Raw genomic sequence first — 13,839 nt, 5'->3', positions numbered from 1 at the left:
GGCGGCCGCGGCATGACCACGGGCCACCGGCACCGCCGACAGCCGGAAGGAGGAAAGGCTCCGGGGCGGCCGGCCCGTCAGCCACGACGCCGGCCTCCACCTGCGCGCCTCGACGATCTGGATCAAGGACCTCATCCGGACCCTCCGTCGCTCAGGACTCGATACCCGCCCTAGCGCTTGGCCAGCTCCGAGCGCTTGTACGAGTACGAGAAGTAGATCCCGCACCCGATCAGGAACCAGACGACGAACCGCACCCAGGTCTGCCACTGCAGGAACGTGATCAGCCAGATCGAGAAGACCACACCCAGGGCCGGCACGAACGGCATCCACGGGGTACGGAAGCCGCGCGGCAGGTCCGGCTGCCGGTAGCGGAGGACGATCACCGCCGTGCACACCACCACGAACGCCAGCAGGATGCCGATGTTGGTCAGTTCGGCCGCCTCCTGGATCGGCAGGAAGCCGGCGATGGCGGCCGACGCCACCCCGACGATCCACGTCACGCGCGTCGGCACGTGCCGTGTGGGGTGCGTCTTCGCGAACCACTTGGGCAGCAGCCCGTCCCGGGACATGGAGAACCACACCCGGGTCACCCCCAGCATGAACGTGAACATCACCGTGAGGATGCCGATGATCGCGCCCACCGCGATCACGTCCGCCAGCCGGTCCAGCCCCACCGACTGGAAGGCGGTCGAGAAGCCGCTCTCCTTGTCGATGTCCTTGTAGTTCTGCATGCCGGTCAGCACCAGACAGGCCGCCACGTACAGCACCATCGCGATCGCCAGCGAGTAGATGATCGCCTTCGGCATGTGCCGCCGCGCGTCCTTGGACTCCTCGGCCGCCGTCGACATCGCGTCGTAGCCGAAGACCGCGAAGAACACGGTCGCCGCACCGGTGAACGCCCCGCTGATCCCGTAGGGGAAGAACGGGTGGTAGTTGGCGGTGTTGATGTGGAAGAAACCGACCAGGATCACCACCAGCACGACCAGCACCTTCAACGCCACCACGATCGTCTCGAAGCGGGCCGCGTTGCGGATGCCGAGGGTCAGCAGCCAGGCGATGAGCAGGCACAGGACTGCCGCGAACAGGTCCACCTTGTGCCCGGAACCGGTGCCGGGCGCACCCAGCATCCAGGCGGGCAACTGCGCGCCCATGTCCTCGATCAGGAAGCTGAAGTAGCCGGAGATGCCGATCGCGACCACCGCCACGATCGCCGTGTACTCGAGCAGCAGGTCCCAGCCGATGAACCAGCCGGCGAACTCGCCGAGCACCGCGTAGCCGTAGGTGTAGGCCGAGCCCGCCTTCGGGATCAGGCCGGCGAACTCGGCGTACGACAGGGCGGCCGCCGCGCTGGCCACGCCCGCGATGAGGAAGGACACCAGCACCGCGGGGCCCGCCGTGCCGTTGGCCACCGTGCCGGCGAGGGTGAAGATGCCCGCGCCGATGATGCCGCCCACGCCGATCGCGGTCAGCTGCCACAGCCCCAGTGTCCGCTCCAGCTGAGGCCCCTCAACGGCTTCCGTCTCCTCGATGTGTTCAATGGGCTTACGGCGCAGAATGCCCTCGCCCGCCCGGAGCCCGGCCATGTGCCTCACCTCTTCGCCTACGGCAACGGCTGACGACGGTTCATGCCGGCTCAGCGCCGCCGGGTCGGGGAAGACCGCCGTGCACGCGGCCGGACCGCGGCGAGGCGGCAGTCGGTCCGGCCCACCGGCCTACGGCACCACCGTCACCTGCCATCGTCCGCTTCGACCAGGTGGACCGCGACCGAACCGACGACCCGAGGGCCGGCCTGCTCAAAGGCGCCCACCACCACCGCTTCCGCCTTCAGCTCGTCGACGGCCCTGGCCAGGCCGTCGTACGGGTCGCCGCGGAACGTGTGGGACTCCCGGCAAACCCCGGGCATCCCCTTCAGCCGTTCGGCTGCCTCCCGGTGAGCGCCGGGCAGCGGGTTCAGCGCCGGCGCGTACGGCGGCGGGTCCCGCAGGGTGAGGATCGGCAGCCGCTGTGCCCGGTAGGGGGCGAGGCCCGGCGGCGGGCCGGATCAGGGCGCGCAGCATGGACATGTGCGACATGCACAAGGACACCGCGCGCTCCAGGACGGCGCCGTGCGGGCGGTCGCCGTCGGGGTCGTGGTAACCGGCGACGTGCACCGGCAGGAGAGTCAGCGGACCCGTCGGGCACCCTCACACCCGACGCCCCCGCCGTTCGGTCGTGTCGGCGAAGTCACCCATGTCTTCAGGGCCTCGGGCGAGGACGGGAGTGGCGACCGTGCCCCCAGCCATTCCAGGGTCGCCATGACGGTCTGCCGACCGGGCCCCGGGGCCGCCCCGAGGGAATCACCACACTCCCACACGTAGGTGATTGACAATGCTTTCTCCTCTGGGGTTAGATGTTCATGCTTCCGGCGGTGGCTGGGGGGACGCCGCCGGAAGCACCAGTCCCCCTGTCCCCGTACAAGGGCGGGAAGCGCGCTTGCTTCCCGACGCACGACCCATACGGATCCGACGCAAGGAGCGCCATCCGCGATGCACGACACCTCACCGTCCTTCCACCTGCTGCCCGGCTCCCCCGACTCCCCCGTGATCCTGCACGTCCCGCACTCCTCGCGGGTCGTGCCGGCGGATGTGCGGAGCGGGATCACGCTCGACGACGCCGCCCTGGAGCGGGAGTTGGACCACATGACCGACTCGCACACGGCGGAGATCGCGGCGCTGGCCGCCGCCCGGGTGCCCTCCGGCACGCCCTGGCGGTTCGTGAACCGGCTCTCCCGTCTGGTCGTCGACCCCGAGCGGTTCCCGGACGAGCGGGAGGAGATGCTGGCCGTCGGCATGGGAGCGGTGTACACGGGGACGTCGCACCGGGGTGAGCTGCGGCCTGGCGACCACGACGGACGTCCACTCGTCGAGCGGTACTTCCACCCGTACGCCGAGGCCATGACCGACGCGGTCGCCGAGCGGCTGGACGCGGTGGGGCGGGCGGTCGTCATCGACGTGCACTCGTACCCGACCGAGCCCCTGCCGTACGAACTCCACGGCACCGGCCCCCGCCCGCCCGTCTGCCTGGGCACGAACCCCTTCCACACCCCGGCCGGGCTGCTCGCCCGCGCGGAGAAGGCGTTCGCGGGCTTCGGCGGCACGGGGATCGACAGCCCCTTCGCGGGGACCTACGTGCCGCTCGCGTACTACGGGAAGGACCCGCGGGTGAGCGCGCTGATGATCGAGATCCGCAGGGACCTGTACATGGACGAGCCGGGCGGCCCGGCGGGGCCGGGGCTCGACGCGCTGGCGGAGGCGCTGGCAGAGCTGGTCCGGTCGGCCCACTCGGGGTAGGTGTTCCGGGCCGCCGCTCGTTCGCACCTCGACGCACCGGCCCGCCGCCCTGCCGCCGGCCCTGCGTGGGGCCTGCGTGGGGCCTGCGTGGAGCCTGCGTGGGGCCCGCTCCTCCGGCAGGTGCGCGTCCGGTGCGTCTTCCAGGCGGTGGTCGGGGAAGGCCGAGCGGGTGCCGCCTCGTGGCGGCACCCGCAGGAACTCCGGGTGCCGCTCGTACTGGTCGAGGCCGTCGGCGATGGGCTGTCCCTTGGTGTACCCCATCACGTCGTAGTCCTGATTGTCCTTGGCGAGCCGGACCTCGAAACGTACGTAGGTGTCGTGCGTGCTGACCGACCGGGTGACGAACGCGGGGGTCGGCAGCACGACGGGCCGGGACGGGACCGGACGAGTCGGCCGGGAGGTGTGCGCGGAGGTGACGCACCGGGCGTTGTTCCGGCAGCGGGCACCCTGCGTCAGGCTGCCGGTCCGTCTCGGCCGGCCAGGCAGCAGTCGCCGCACTTCGAGCCGTTCGGCACACGGTAGTAGAGGCAGCAACTGCGGCGGCGGAACGTGAGATCCGGGCCGGTGATCACTCCGGTACCCGCGAGTCGTCCGGTGCTCAGCAGCCGGGTGGTGAGGCCCGTGAGCGGTTCCCGCAGCTCGGGGCGGGCCGACAGCAGGACATGGGCCGATCCGACGAGTGCGGAGGCGGCGTTCCCGTCCAGCAGGCGCGGAGCGATCTTGACGCGCAGTCCGGCCTCGAGCGCGCGCAGATGCCGCATCACCTGCTCGTTCAGGGCGAGAGCGGGGTCGGGGAGCCGCTCGGCGTACCAGCCGGCGGGGCGGGGCAGGCGGAGGGCCGGTCCGTCGTCGGCACGCTGCAGCTCCGTCAGGTCCAAGACGATCCCGTGCAGCAGCACGCATGCCAGGGCGGGGGACCAGAGGCGGGCCGCGTGTCCGAGGTGGGCGATGGACACGCCGATCCGCGGTTCGCCGGTGCGGTACCGCCGCGCGACGGCTGCGGACAGGTCGGTGAAGCCGCGCGCGGAGGACCGGTCGAGCGGGTGCCGGCCCTCGTCCGGGCCGCCGACGGGCAGGACGAAGAAGCCGCCGAGGCCTGCCACGTCGTGCAGGGCCGCGGTGACGGCCTCGGCGGATGCCTGAGCGTGTTCGGTCATGCCGGGGCGTTTCCTTTCCGGCGGGCGCCGCGCCGTGGGTTCGAGGGGACCGGGGTGACCCACTCGTGCGGCAGTGGCCGGGGGCCGCTGCCGCGTGGAGGGCGGTCGGGTGAGCGCGGTCTCAGGGGGCCGTGCCCCGCCGCGGCGGCCTGACGGTGTAGAGGTCGAGGATGTCCGGGAGGGGTGCGACGCCGGGGCCGCCGGCGTGCGCCCAGGCGACGATGTCCTCGATGGCGTCGGGGTCGTTGACCAGCCCCAGCCAGACGGGCCGGCCGCCGGCCGACCGGCCCGCCGCGGAAGGCTGGACGACGATGACGTTGGCCTGTTCGCACAGGTCCAGGCAGGCGGAGATCCGTGTCGGAACCGCCGCGCGCAGGCGCGCTGCCTGCGCCGCGTGGTCGACGCCGGGCACCTTGGAGCTGCCGCAGCAGCAGTCCCGGCACACGACGACCCGACAGGGCGCGGGAGCGTTCGGCGGGGCGGGCAGCGGGACGGGCGGCGGGGCCGTGGCCTGACCGGACGTCACTTCGGCCGAGTTCGCGTCGACGGACATGCGGCATCACCCCTCTCCCCGGGGAGATCCGCCCCGATCGAAGTTCCTCAGGTCTGCGGCGAGTGAGCTGACGGCCGCGGGATTACGCGGGCTTTCCACCAGGTCCACGTAGTCGAGGACGACGATCCGGTCGTTCTTGACGGCCGAGACGTGTGCGAGCGGCGGATAGGACTTCAGGAACTTCCGCTTCTGGTCGGCGCTGGTGTCCCCGTAGTCGTTGATCACGATCACCTCCGGGTCACGTGCGACGACGGTTTCCCAACCGACCGTCGTCCAACTGTCCTTGAGGTCCTTCATGATGTGATCACCGCCCGCCTTGGTGATGATGTCGTGCGGACCTGCGTACGCGCCCGAGGTCAGCGGCTTGTCCCGCCCGTCGTCGTAGAGGAAGACCCTCGGACGGTCCGCACCCTTCGGCGCCTTCGCCTGCGCTTCGGCCACCTGCTTCCGGAACGTCGCGATGAGGGTGGTGGCACGGTCCTCGACGTCGAAGATCCTTCCCAGGTTCCGCAGATCGGTGTAGAGGGCGTCGAGCGGTGACATCACGCCCCGTGCCTTCCCTCTCCCGTTGCGGCACGACTCACTCAGCAGATACGAGTCGACGCCCACCTCGTCCAGCTTGGCCGGGGTGAGGCCGGTCCCCTCGTTGAAGCCGTAGTTCCAGCCCGCGAAGACCAGATCGGCACGGGCGTCGAGGACCAGCTCCATGGTGATCCTCTCCTTCGAGAGCCACGTGGTCTTCCGGTAGGCGTCCTTCCAGGGAACGGACGTGAGGTCGCCCTTGTCGTCGGGCATCACATAGCCCGCCATGTGCCCCTCGAGTCCGAGCGCGAACATGATCTCGGTGATGCCGACGTCGTTGGTGACCACGCGCTGGGGGGCTTTGTCGTAGGTCTTCTTCCGGCCGCAGTTCTCCACGGTCACCGGATAGTGGCCGTCACGGGCCACGGAACCGTCCTTCTCCCCTTCCTGAGAGGTGACCTGTGCACCGCAGCCGGTGAGGAGCAGGGCTGTGGCGAGTGCGAGTACGGCGGGGCGTACCGGGTGCGGCATGGTGGCGGTGACTCCTCAGGTAGCGGGCTGAGCGGGCAGGAGACGATCGAAGAGCAGCTGCACGGCGCCGGTCTCCGGATGCGGGACGCGATGCGCCCGCACTCCGAAGACCTCGGCCAGCAGCTCGGGTGTGAGCACGTCGTGCGGAGCGCCGGAGGCGACGATCCGGCCGCCGTCGATGACATGGAGCAGATCGCAGTGGAGTGCGGCGAGGTTGAGATCGTGCAGCGCGGTGAGCACCGTCAGCCCGCTGCCACGCACCAGGGCGAGCACCTCCAACTGCTGGGCGATGTCCAGGTGGTTGGTGGGTTCGTCGAGCACCAGCACCCGGGGGCGCTGGGCGAGCGCCCGGGCGATCAGGACCCGCTGCCTCTCGCCGCCGGAGAGGGTGAGGAAGCCACGGTCGGCGAGGTGACCGGCGCCGACCCCCACCAGCGCGGCCTCGCACGCCCCGCGGTCCTCATCGGTGGTCCGGGCCGCCGACCGTTGGTGCGGCAACCGCCCCATCGCCACGACCTCGGCGACCGTGAAGTCGAATTCGGTGACTGCCTCCTGGGGCAGTGCGGCCACCCGGCGGGCACTTTCACGCGCACTCATGGCGTACAGGTCCTCACCGCCGAGCCGGACCGTACCGGCCGAGGGACGCAGCGCCCGGTAGACGCAACGCAACAGGGTCGATTTCCCACTGCCGTTGGGCCCGACCAGACCGACGAGCTGCCCCTCGGCCGCACCCAGCGTGACCTCTTCCACCAGCCGGGCACCCTCGACCTCGACGGTCAGTGCGTCGACGTCGACCCGCATCACATGCCTCCGAAGGTGTAGGAACGACGGCGCATCAGCAGGACGAAACACGGCACGCCGATGGCCGCGGTCAGGACGCCCACCGGCAGTTCGACCGGCGCGAGCACCACGCGGGACAGGATGTCCACCCAGACCAGCAGGACGGCTCCGGCCAGTGGTGCGACGGCCAGCAGCCGCCGGTGGTCGGCGCCGACGAGCATCCGTACGGCGTGCGGAACCATCAGTCCGACGAAGCCGATCGCCCCGCTCACCGCCACCACCGCCCCCGTGACGGCGGCGGAGACCAGGAACAGCTCCTTGCGCAGCCTTCCCGGGTCCACTCCCAGCGCGGCGGCCGTCTCGTCGCCCATGGCCAGGGCGTTCAGGCGTCGCGCCGACCACGCGAGGTGGACGAGGCCGCCGAGCACCGCCCCCGCGGCGATCGGAACGGAGGCCCAGTTTGCGCCGCCGAGGCTGCCGAGCAGCCACATCATCGCGGAGCGGGCCGCCTCACCGCGCTCGGCCGCGAACACCATGAACGTGGTGACGGCCGAGAAGCCGTAGAACATCGCGGTGCCCGTCAGGACAAGCCGCAGCGGGCTCAGGCCGCGAGGGGTACGGGCGATCGCGTACACCAGCACCATGGCCAGAAGCGCGGAGAGGAACGCCGCCGTGGACAGAGCCCAGACGCCGAGCGCGCCGAAGGCTCCGAAGATGAGCACGGCGTTGGCGCCCACGGCCGCGCCCGAGGAGATACCCAGCACGTACGGGTCGGCGAGAGCGTTGCGGACCATGGCCTGCACCGCGACGCCGATGGCCGACAGCCCGGCCCCGACGATCGCGGCCAGCACGGCCCGGGGAAAGCGCAGCTCCCAGACGATGGTGTACGCCGGCACCTGGCCGGGGGTTATGGACCCGCCCGTCGACCCGGCCCACAGGTGGTGCAGCACCTCGCCCCAGGAGATCCCCGACGCCCCGATCCCCACCCCGCAGACGAGGGACACGGGCAGAGCGGCGCCCAGGCCGATCAGGAGAAGGGGCAGCGGCACGCGTCTGGGGGACGCGGCCCCGGCTCCGGTACGGGGCGTGTGCGCGGGCGTGGCAGGTTCGGTTTCGAGGGTGGTGGCCACGGACGGATCGCTTTCGCCTCAGGCCGTGCCCCTACGCAACAGAAGGAGCGGCCCCGGGCGCGGGCGCCCTGCGCAGCACCTCTCGCAGTCCACGGCGAATGACAGGAGCCTTCACACCGCGGGTAATCGGGCTTACGGGGCCTCGGACGGGCTCCGCCTACCGTTGCGGGTCAGCGCCGGAATTCGACCGGACTTCCCCCGCGGGGCATGTGCAGCTTAGCGCGCCCACCAAGGCACCCCCGCCGGTGGTGGCGGAGATCACCCCCGCCGGTGTGACCCGGTACTCCCGTCGGGCTTCTGCATCTGCCCTGCTCAACGGCCTGGCGGTGGGGGTGCAGCTGCAAAACCCCCGACAGAGTCGGGCTGGTTCCGCGGTGCCAGGGTGCGAAGCACGCAGAACTCGTTGCCCTCGATATCTGCCATGACCACCCATTTCCGGTCCGGCCCCTGGCCCACATCCGTCCTGGTGGCGCCGAGGCCGAGCAGCCTGGTCACCTCGTCCTCGGTGCTGCCGTCGATCGGGCTGACGTCGAGGTGCAGCCGGTTCTTCACGGTCTTGCCCTCGGGCACCTGGATGAACAGCAGGGTGGGCGGCATCTGGCGGGCCCGAACCTCCTCGACGGTCGGCACCCAGGAGCCGATCTCGACCTTGCCCTCGCTCCGGTCGATCACCTCGAAGTCCAGGACCTCGCACCAGAAGGCCGCGAGCCTCTCCGGATCGTGGCAGTCAACGGCCAGCTCGGTGAACCTACTTGTCATGACTCTCCCAGTCGGTGCAGCCACAGGAACAACGGTGCGTGCACTCCTCGTCCACGGCGCCGATCCCGATCTCCGCGAAGACCACGGCGTCGGACGCCGGCCGGACGCGTCACGGGCCGGCGGTGTGCGCGGCTCCGCGGACGGTGTGGACGGCCAGCACCCGGTCGACCGGCGGCGGCACCAGTTCTCGGGTGGCGACCTCCACGAGGTGCTCCGGAGCATCGCCCTCCAGCAAGGCGGTCACGTAGGTGATCGTCTCGGCGTGGGGCAGCACCGGCAGCCGTCGGCGCAGGGCGTGCATGGCATGGATGCGCCCGCGGGTGGACGCCACCGTGCGCACCTCGTCGTGCAGATCGTCCACCGCGGTCCGCTCGGCCAACCCCCGGACACGGACACGGTAGTCGGCCTCCCACGCCCCGGTCGCCGAGGAGACGACACCGATCCGATGGAGACTTCCGTCGACGCGATCGACCAGGTACGGCCCGTTCCCGACCAGCATGAACTCCGGCCTTCCGGTACGCACGAACTCCTCGGACGTCCAGCAGACGATCCACACCAGTTCGTGTTCCTTCACGGACGTCACCGCCATGCGTATCGGACGCAGACCCGCCGACAGTTCCTCCCGGAAGGCGCGTTCCAGCTCTTCCTCGACCATCCGAACAGCAGCCTCACGCTGAATCACTCGCACAGCGTTCCCTACGGATCTGGAGGAAGACCAGCGAGTTGTTCCCCCCCTTCTTGTTCCCCTTCTTGTTCCCCTTCTTCAGGCGCCCACCGCCGGCTGTCGTACGGAGCGTTCGGCCTTGTCCAGCCAGTCGGTGTACCAACGGGCGAAGGTGACCGGCTCGCCCTCGGTGTCGAGGACCGGCTCGAGGTCGACGTCGTCCACTCGGGAATCGGACCAGACCGTGCCGCGGTGGGGGCCGCTGATGACCAGCCATTCCCGCAGAGCACAGCCCAAGTGGCAGATCACGATGGCTCCGGCGGTGCGCGCGGGGGCGAACATGACGGCTCCCCACCGCTCGTCCCATGCCTCGATGGCTTCGTCGAAGTCTTCGATCTCGTCGAAGTCCTCCTCTTCGGGACGCTCGGCCGCGAGCGCCTCGAGGAGTTCGGGGTCCGGTCCCTTCTCCGGGAACGGCTCGGCCAGCGTGGAGAGGTCCGCCAGGTAGGCGCCGTCGCCCTCCCAACGCCAGCGGCCCTGCACGCGCCGTACCGGGAAGAGACCGTGGGCGGGACCCGCGCCGCCCGCGCCGACCTGGGTGAGGAACGCCCGGTACTCCGCGGGCAGGCTCACGCCCAGCTGGGTTTCCAGCTCCGTGAGTTCGACCTCGGTGAGCGGATTCTCCAGGGCCCAGCGGTGCCCGAACGACCCGAACGCCTCGCTGCTCGCCGGCAGCGCGCCCAGCGCCGCGATGCGCTCCCGCACCCCGGCCCACTTCTGATCAACCATGCGCAGACCCTATGGGCCTCCACTGACACAACCGGCCGGGTGGTCTTCCGCGCGGGCGGTCGGCTCACAAAGTCGGTACCGGATCCGGCGAAGCGGCGTCTCGTTGCGTGGCTCAGGCACAGGGGTCGGGGATCACCTCGGTCGGGGACCGGACTGTCTTGTCCACCCGCAGGACGGCGCTGTGCACCTTCCCGGCCTGAGCGATCAGCACATCGGGTACGTCCGATTCGTAGAAACGCAGGTGTCCGATGGCGCCCACGCTCGTCGTACGCGCGCCGAGCCACAGCACGAGCCTGCGCAGGTCGTCGAACTCGTCGGGATGCGCCTCCTGCCGCACGGTCAGCGCCCAACCGTCGCCGTCGGAGCACAACTCCCCGACCAGAGCTCCCCCGATCCGCCGCGCCGGCCCACGGGCGTCCCAGAGGGGGTACTCGTAGCCGTCGTGTCCGTCGTCCTGGCGGCTGCTTTCCTCTCCCAAGTGCCAGCGGAGCAGGGCGAGATCCCGGGGCGGGAGGGAGTCCGGCAGGTCGAGCGTGAGCTGGAGTTCGTAGATGTCGGCCATGGCCCAAGGCTACGAGCGCGATCAGCCGGAGTCCGCCGACTGCCCGGTGGTGCGTCGAGGCCGGGTGGGGGCGACTGGCAGGGCCGGAACGGGAAGAGCCAGAGCGTGGGCGTCGGTTTCGGCATGGGCATCCACCAGTGCGTCGGGCGGCATGTGGCGCGTCTGGAAGCGGAAGCGCTCCTGACCGCCCTGGCCCGTCACGTCCGCCGGATCGAGCCGGCCCGCCCGCCGCCACCCCGACAACACCCTGCGTTCCTGGGTCTCTCTGTCCGTGCGCCTCCTCCCCGCCGACGGACCGGCTGGTTCCCTCCGCCCGGCCGACGTCGCCGGCGGCAGGAACAGCACCCGGCGATCCCGGACGCCCACGTCCGCGCCCGGACCCCGCTCTCGGGTCCGGGCGCGGGCGCGTTGCCGGTCCGTGTCCAGGCCGGGGGACACGGCCGGGGACCGTGGCCGGGGGTCACGGCCGGGGGTCACGGCCGGTTCAGGAGACGGTGCCGGCCGTTCCGCCGCCGCCGGTGGCGACGCCACCGATCGGCTTGGGCGCGGAGAAGGGAGGCACGTCCTGCCGGCACGTCGTTCCGACCGGCGGGAGGGTGCCGTCGATGAGATAGCGGCTCTCGTGTGCCTTGACGCAGCTGCTGGGGTTGATCAACGCGGTGTGCCCGTAGCCGTCGTTGGTGAGCAGGCGGGCGTCGGCCAGTTCTTTGACCATGGCCTGGGCGTTCGAGTAGGGAGTGGCGGGGTCGTAGGCGGTACCGACCACCAGGACGGGGTGTGCCGTCGGCTTGCCCCACGGACCGCGGTAGCGGTCGGCGGCGACCGCGGGCCAGGTGGCGCACCCCTCGGCGGCCCAGGTCCAGAAGCGTCCGGCGTCGCCCGCACGAGCGGCGGCGGCCTCCTCCACGGCGTGGTAGACACCGGGGTCACGCGGGTTGGGGCTGTCGCCGCAGAGCACCGCGGCGCCCTGTTCCTCACCCAGGTACGGGTTCGGGTTCGGGACCGCCGGTGGGGGCGGGGGCGAGGCCGGCTCCGGGGCGCGGCCCCGCCACAGGTCCTGCAGCCGGCCGGCGAGGTCCGTCCACCCCGGGTGGACGACGTAGAGGCTGTTCACCGCGTTGGCGACCGTGCCGGCGTAGGTCCACGCGCCCACGGGCTGCTTCCGGAGCCGCTGCATCAGCTGGTCGAACTTGGTCCGCGTCGCTTTCGGGCTGCCGGCGGAGAAGGCACAGTGGGCGGGGGTGGTGGACCCGCACAGGGCGAGGAACTGGTCCAGGGTCGCTGCCGCGCTGCGGTCCGAGCCCATGCGCAGGAACGTCGTGAGCCGGGGGTCGTCGTCGGACGCGTGGTTCGTCCAGGCCTGCGGGTCGATGTTGCTGTCGAGGACCATGGCGCGGACCTTGCCGGGGAAGAGGTTGGCGTAGGTGGCGCCCAGGATCGTGCCGTAGGAGATCCCCTGGTAGGTGAGGCGTGACTCGCCCACCGCCCGGCGGAGCAGGTCGAGGTCGCGGGCGGTGTCGGTGGTCGACACATGGCGCAGCAGCTCGGGGTCACGCTGCTCACAGCGCCGGGCCAGGTCCTTGTACGCGGTGATGAAGGCCGCCCGCTCCTTCTCGCCCACCGGGAAGCCCGCCGGTTTGCCCGCGTTCCATTCGGCGGCCTCCTCGGGACTGGCGAAGCAGTTCACCGCGGTGCTGCTGCCGATTCCCCGGGGGTCCCAGCTGACGATGTCGAACCGCTCCCGCACCTCGCGCGGGAACTTCTCGTAGTTCTGCGGCATCTGCACCGTTCCGGGACCGCCGGGGCCGCCGGGGTTGAAGAAGAGGGTGCCGATGCGCCGGCCGGGGCCGGTCGCCTTCCGTTTGATGACTGCCAGCTCGAGGGTGCGGCCACCCGGTCTGCCGTGGTCCAGCGGCACCTTCGCGGTCGCGCAGTCGAACTCGCTGCCTCGGACGCAGGGGCTCCAGTCCAGCTGCGGGACGGGCACCGAAGGTGTGGGCGTACCGCCGGCCACGGCGAGTTCCTGGCCGGTCAGTACGGTCGAGCAGGTCACCAGCGCGGCGACGAACGCGGCATGGCGTCTGCGGGCCGTTGTGAGTCGGCGTATGAGGGGCATGGGCATACTCCGTTCGTGGGTTCTCCGTGGCTGAGCGCCCCGGGCCACCGATGCCCTGGCCGCGGTGCGCGTCCGGGTCCACCACACAGCGGTCCGTCGGTGCGCGCGCGGCGATGCCGCCGAATGGCCCTACCACCGCGCTCCGGCCCGGCGCGCTGTGGTAGCCGGCACCACCCCGTCTGGGCCGGCGGCCCAGCCGCCGGCCCAGCCGCCGGGTGCGAAACGGTGGGCCGCTGACCGAGAACGGTCCGGGCGCGGCGCGGACCACCTCCTCACCGGCGAGCGGCTCGCCGTCGCCCGGCGGTGGCCGACCGTGTTGGAGGAGGCCGTACAAGCCAGGCCGGCAGGGACGTCATGCCTGACGGCGTCGCCGACCGGACCGGCTCGCGGGAGTCCGCTGACATCCGATGGGTCGGTGCGCCCGCCGAGGGCTTCCGGTCGTCCTGGGTGGTCAGGCGGCGGCCGACCCGCTGCTCAGCGCGGCCACGATCTCCTCGTCCTCGAACTCTCCGGTGGGCGTGAAGCCCAGCGACGCGTACAGGCGAGCGGCGGGGGTGTTCTCCGGGTGGTAGGAGAGCCGGATCTCGCGGCAGGCCGGCAGTGCGGTGAGGCGTCGTATCAGGACGTGCATCGTGGCGCGGCCCACTCCCTTGCCCTGCTCGGCGGCGTTGACGACCATGCCGCCGATCCAGTGGGTGCCGTCCTCCTCGTCGTACGCCCACATGACATGGCCCACGACCTCGTCACCGGCCCGGACCGCGAGGGAGTTCCAGGTTCCGTCCCGCAGGGAGAGCAGCAGATAGCGTGCGCCGAGGGCGGCCACGAACCGGCGCTGGTCGTCGGCGGGAGCCACGTCGGCGACGGCGCGCCAGTTCTCGTCCGTGATCTCCTCGAGCATCACGCACCGGCCCTGGCGGTCGGTGTCTTCCTTCGTCATCGACCCTGTT

General features: G+C 71.2%; 13 protein-coding genes, 1 pseudogene and 1 riboswitch. Of the genes and pseudogenes, 1 reads left to right on the top strand and 13 read right to left on the bottom strand.

The features are described 5' to 3' along the window. Positions 1 to 170 precede the first annotated feature (170 nt). Entirely contained in the window at positions 171 to 1,583 is a 1,413-nt protein-coding gene (locus ACVW19_RS29765) for an amino acid permease (RefSeq protein WP_457463257.1), read from the bottom strand. A 129-nt stretch (positions 1,584 to 1,712) separates the two neighbouring features. Continuing rightward, positions 1,713 to 1,930: pseudogene (locus ACVW19_RS29760) on the bottom strand (universal stress protein); the annotation flags it as partial. 595 nt (positions 1,931 to 2,525) lie between these two features. Here ACVW19_RS29760 and ACVW19_RS29755 point away from each other — a divergent pair. Continuing rightward, positions 2,526 to 3,329, top strand: a complete 804-nt coding sequence (locus ACVW19_RS29755) for an N-formylglutamate amidohydrolase (RefSeq protein WP_457463255.1) — start codon at positions 2,526 to 2,528, stop codon at positions 3,327 to 3,329. A 452-nt stretch (positions 3,330 to 3,781) separates the two neighbouring features. On the opposite strand, the gene ACVW19_RS29750 is transcribed toward ACVW19_RS29755, so the two are convergent. From ACVW19_RS29750 to ACVW19_RS29700, 11 genes are all read right to left on the bottom strand, one after another. Beyond that, complete coding sequence (locus ACVW19_RS29750) at positions 3,782 to 4,486, bottom strand: (2Fe-2S)-binding protein (RefSeq protein ID WP_457463254.1); 705 nt, start codon at positions 4,484 to 4,486, stop codon at positions 3,782 to 3,784. Positions 4,487 to 4,607: 121 nt separating this feature from the next. Then, positions 4,608 to 5,039: a (2Fe-2S) ferredoxin domain-containing protein gene (locus tag ACVW19_RS29745; RefSeq protein WP_457463252.1), complete on the bottom strand. Its 432-nt coding sequence runs from the start codon at positions 5,037 to 5,039 to the stop codon at positions 4,608 to 4,610. Positions 5,040 to 5,045: 6 nt separating this feature from the next. After that, positions 5,046 to 6,092: an ABC transporter substrate-binding protein gene (locus ACVW19_RS29740; protein ID WP_457463251.1), complete on the bottom strand. Its 1,047-nt coding sequence runs from the start codon at positions 6,090 to 6,092 to the stop codon at positions 5,046 to 5,048. A gap of 15 nt (positions 6,093 to 6,107) precedes the next feature. Next, positions 6,108 to 6,893, bottom strand: coding sequence for an ABC transporter ATP-binding protein (locus ACVW19_RS29735; protein WP_457463249.1), 786 nt, complete (start codon positions 6,891 to 6,893; stop codon positions 6,108 to 6,110). Continuing rightward, positions 6,893 to 8,002 carry a FecCD family ABC transporter permease gene (locus ACVW19_RS29730; RefSeq protein WP_457463247.1) on the bottom strand — a complete coding sequence of 370 codons (1,110 nt, stop codon included), beginning with the start codon at positions 8,000 to 8,002 and terminating at the stop codon, positions 6,893 to 6,895. The genes ACVW19_RS29735 and ACVW19_RS29730 overlap by 1 nt, the downstream gene beginning before the upstream one ends. Positions 8,003 to 8,102: 100 nt before the next feature. Further along, positions 8,103 to 8,223, bottom strand: a riboswitch (cobalamin riboswitch). A 91-nt stretch (positions 8,224 to 8,314) separates the two neighbouring features. Then, a complete protein-coding gene (locus ACVW19_RS29725; protein WP_457463245.1) occupies positions 8,315 to 8,761 on the bottom strand; it encodes a VOC family protein in 447 nt (148 codons plus the stop codon). Between the two features lie 109 nt (positions 8,762 to 8,870). After that, a complete protein-coding gene (locus ACVW19_RS29720; protein WP_457463244.1) occupies positions 8,871 to 9,416 on the bottom strand; it encodes a YrhB domain-containing protein in 546 nt (181 codons plus the stop codon). Between the two features lie 108 nt (positions 9,417 to 9,524). Continuing rightward, the gene (locus ACVW19_RS29715) at positions 9,525 to 10,214 is read right to left on the bottom strand and encodes an SMI1/KNR4 family protein (RefSeq protein WP_457463243.1); all 690 of its coding nucleotides are present in this window, start codon (positions 10,212 to 10,214) and stop codon (positions 9,525 to 9,527) included. 112 nt (positions 10,215 to 10,326) lie between these two features. Then, positions 10,327 to 10,776 (bottom strand): hypothetical protein, encoded by a 450-nt coding sequence (locus ACVW19_RS29710; protein WP_457463241.1) that lies wholly within the window; start codon positions 10,774 to 10,776, stop codon positions 10,327 to 10,329. A 484-nt stretch (positions 10,777 to 11,260) separates the two neighbouring features. Then, complete coding sequence (locus ACVW19_RS29705) at positions 11,261 to 12,892, bottom strand: alpha/beta hydrolase (RefSeq protein ID WP_457463240.1); 1,632 nt, start codon at positions 12,890 to 12,892, stop codon at positions 11,261 to 11,263. Between the two features lie 451 nt (positions 12,893 to 13,343). Then, positions 13,344 to 13,829, bottom strand: a complete 486-nt coding sequence (locus tag ACVW19_RS29700; RefSeq protein ID WP_457463239.1) for a GNAT family N-acetyltransferase — start codon at positions 13,827 to 13,829, stop codon at positions 13,344 to 13,346. Positions 13,830 to 13,839: the final 10 nt, after the last annotated feature.

This window comes from Streptomyces sp. TE5632, from assembly GCF_054061295.1.
The sequence above is the reverse complement of the archived record's forward strand: the minus strand, read 5'-3'. Positions and strand labels throughout refer to the sequence as shown.

Bases quoted from the DNA above. Each gene is read 5' to 3' on its own strand.
- ACVW19_RS29765 (WP_457463257.1), bottom strand. From the start codon at position 1,583: ATGGCCGGGCTCCGGGCGGGCGAGGGCATTCTGCGCCGTAAGCCCATT.
- ACVW19_RS29755 (WP_457463255.1), top strand. From the start codon at position 2,526: ATGCACGACACCTCACCGTCCTTCCACCTGCTGCCCGGCTCCCCCGAC.
- ACVW19_RS29750 (WP_457463254.1), bottom strand. From the start codon at position 4,486: ATGACCGAACACGCTCAGGCATCCGCCGAGGCCGTCACCGCGGCCCTG.
- ACVW19_RS29745 (WP_457463252.1), bottom strand. From the start codon at position 5,039: ATGTCCGTCGACGCGAACTCGGCCGAAGTGACGTCCGGTCAGGCCACG.
- ACVW19_RS29740 (WP_457463251.1), bottom strand. From the start codon at position 6,092: ATGCCGCACCCGGTACGCCCCGCCGTACTCGCACTCGCCACAGCCCTG.
- ACVW19_RS29735 (WP_457463249.1), bottom strand. From the start codon at position 6,893: ATGCGGGTCGACGTCGACGCACTGACCGTCGAGGTCGAGGGTGCCCGG.
- ACVW19_RS29725 (WP_457463245.1), bottom strand. From the start codon at position 8,761: ATGACAAGTAGGTTCACCGAGCTGGCCGTTGACTGCCACGATCCGGAG.
- ACVW19_RS29720 (WP_457463244.1), bottom strand. From the start codon at position 9,416: ATGGTCGAGGAAGAGCTGGAACGCGCCTTCCGGGAGGAACTGTCGGCG.
- ACVW19_RS29715 (WP_457463243.1), bottom strand. From the start codon at position 10,214: ATGGTTGATCAGAAGTGGGCCGGGGTGCGGGAGCGCATCGCGGCGCTG.
- ACVW19_RS29710 (WP_457463241.1), bottom strand. From the start codon at position 10,776: ATGGCCGACATCTACGAACTCCAGCTCACGCTCGACCTGCCGGACTCC.
- ACVW19_RS29705 (WP_457463240.1), bottom strand. From the start codon at position 12,892: ATGCCCCTCATACGCCGACTCACAACGGCCCGCAGACGCCATGCCGCG.
- ACVW19_RS29700 (WP_457463239.1), bottom strand. From the start codon at position 13,829: ATGACGAAGGAAGACACCGACCGCCAGGGCCGGTGCGTGATGCTCGAG.